The organism is Bacillus hominis, assembly GCF_018332515.1.
Lineage (GTDB): Bacteria > Bacillota > Bacilli > Bacillales > Bacillaceae_G > Bacillus_A > Bacillus_A hominis.
In genome coordinates this window covers 1-1,858 of sequence record NZ_BOQD01000371.1, presented here as the reverse complement: position 1 = coordinate 1,858, position 1,858 = coordinate 1, and the positions used below count along the sequence as shown (strand labels likewise).

Sequence of the window (1,858 nt, the reverse complement as noted above, 5' to 3'; positions counted from 1 at the left end):
CAGCAGAGCTTTCTTTTTATAGATTATGACTATGCTGTTTTTCAAAATTCTTAAATTGCTCTTCAACTTCTTTTGAAGGTTTAGTTAGTAAACTAACAATTACGATTACTAGTAAACTAATAGCGAAACCAGGAATCATTTCATATAAGAAATCTTTTAAGAATGTGAATTGAGTCCAAATAATTACTGTAGCGGCACCAGAAATCATACCAGCAAGTGCGCCCCATTTCGTCATACGTTTCCAATATAAGCTTAATAAAATAGCAGGTCCAAATGAAGAACCAAATCCAGCCCAAGCATATCCTACAAGAGCTAAAATCGTATCATTTTGTTTAAACGCTAATGCACATCCAATTAGTGCAATACCAAGAACAGCCATACGACCGACAAATACAAGTTCTTTATCAGAAGCAGAACGCTTAAAGAATGTACGATATAAATCTTCGGTTACTGCACTTGAAGTAACGAGAAGCTGAGAAGAGATTGTACTCATAATCGCTGCTAAAATAGCCGCTAATAAAAATCCAGTAATAAGTGGATGGAATAAAATTTTTCCAAGTTCAAGGAAAATTGTCTCTGGGTTAGATAATGTCAACCCTTGTTGTGAATAGTAAGCAATACCGATAAGACCAGTAAACATAGCTCCGACAACAGAGAAAATCATCCAGCTCATACCGATTCGGCGTGCGGTTTTAATTTCTTTTACAGACGAAATTGCCATAAATCGTACGATAATATGAGGTTGTCCAACATAACCAAGGCCCCATGCGAATAAAGAAATCATTCCTAAAGTAGAGGCACCTTTAAAAATATCTAAACGTGTTGGATCTACAGATCGAATTGTGTCAAACGCAGGTCCAAGTCCGTGTGAATTCATAATTGTTACGATAGGAACAAGAATAAGAGCAATTACCATAATGATTCCTTGGACGAAGTCTGTCCAACTTACTGCTAAGAAACCACCAAATAATGTGTAAGCTACAACAACTGCTGCGACAATGAATAATCCAACATGATAGTTCATACCAAATGAATTTTCAAATAATACAGCGCCTGAAACTAATCCTGAAGCTACATAAAAAGTAAAGAAAATCATAATAACAAGTCCGGATACTAAGCGTAGCATATGAGATTTGTCGTGGAAACGGTGTTCCAAAAATTCTGGAATAGTAATAGAGTTGTTTGCAATTTCTGAGTAGGTACGTAAGCGAGGAGCGACATAAAGCCAGTTTGCGTATGCGCCTAGTGTTAGGCCGATCGCAATCCAACTACTACTTAATCCAACGCTAAACATTGCACCGGGTAAGCCCATTAAAAGCCAACCGCTCATATCGGATGCTCCAGCACTTAATGCTGTTACTGCGGGGCCTAGTGTACGCCCGCCAAGCATATAATCTGTTAAGTTGGACGTTCGTTTGTAGGCGAAATAGCCGATAATTAGCATCCCGAGCATGTAAATAGAGATAGAAGTTAAAGTTAACATCTGTGTACTCATGTAGTTCCCCTTCCTTTTGTCATGTCTTTTGATGGATTTTGCATATTTATAATCTATCATGATTATTCAGAAAAATCCATGCTGAAATATGAATTTTCTGAAATGTAAGCGTTTTTTGACAATGATTTACTTTTATAATATATAATCTTCTGACAAAAAAACTTGATTTTAATAGAGTATTTATTATATTTACATAAAAGTAGGTTGTTTTGTCAATATAATATTGAATGAAGAAAAAAAATTTTTTTCAGAAAAAGTATTGACTTATTAGAAACGAGAGGAATATAATGAGTGCAACTTAAAAAAATGCAAGCGTTGATGAAGAAGAGTACACATGATGAACATGTCAGAGAGCTGATGGTT

The 1,858-nt window shown here is 35.6% G+C and carries 1 protein-coding gene; it reads right to left on the bottom strand.

The features are described from left to right. Nucleotides 1-16: 16 nt before the first annotated feature. Nucleotides 17-1,495 (bottom strand): sodium/proline symporter PutP, encoded by a 1,479-nt coding sequence (gene putP, locus KI356_RS25065; RefSeq protein ID WP_128282181.1) that lies wholly within the window; start codon nt 1,493-1,495, stop codon nt 17-19. Nucleotides 1,496-1,858 lie beyond the last annotated feature (363 nt).

What these genes read in the sequence shown, in the direction of transcription:
- putP (WP_128282181.1), bottom strand. Translation starts at nt 1,495, where the DNA reads ATGAGTACACAGATGTTAACTTTAACTTCTATCTCTATTTACATGCTC.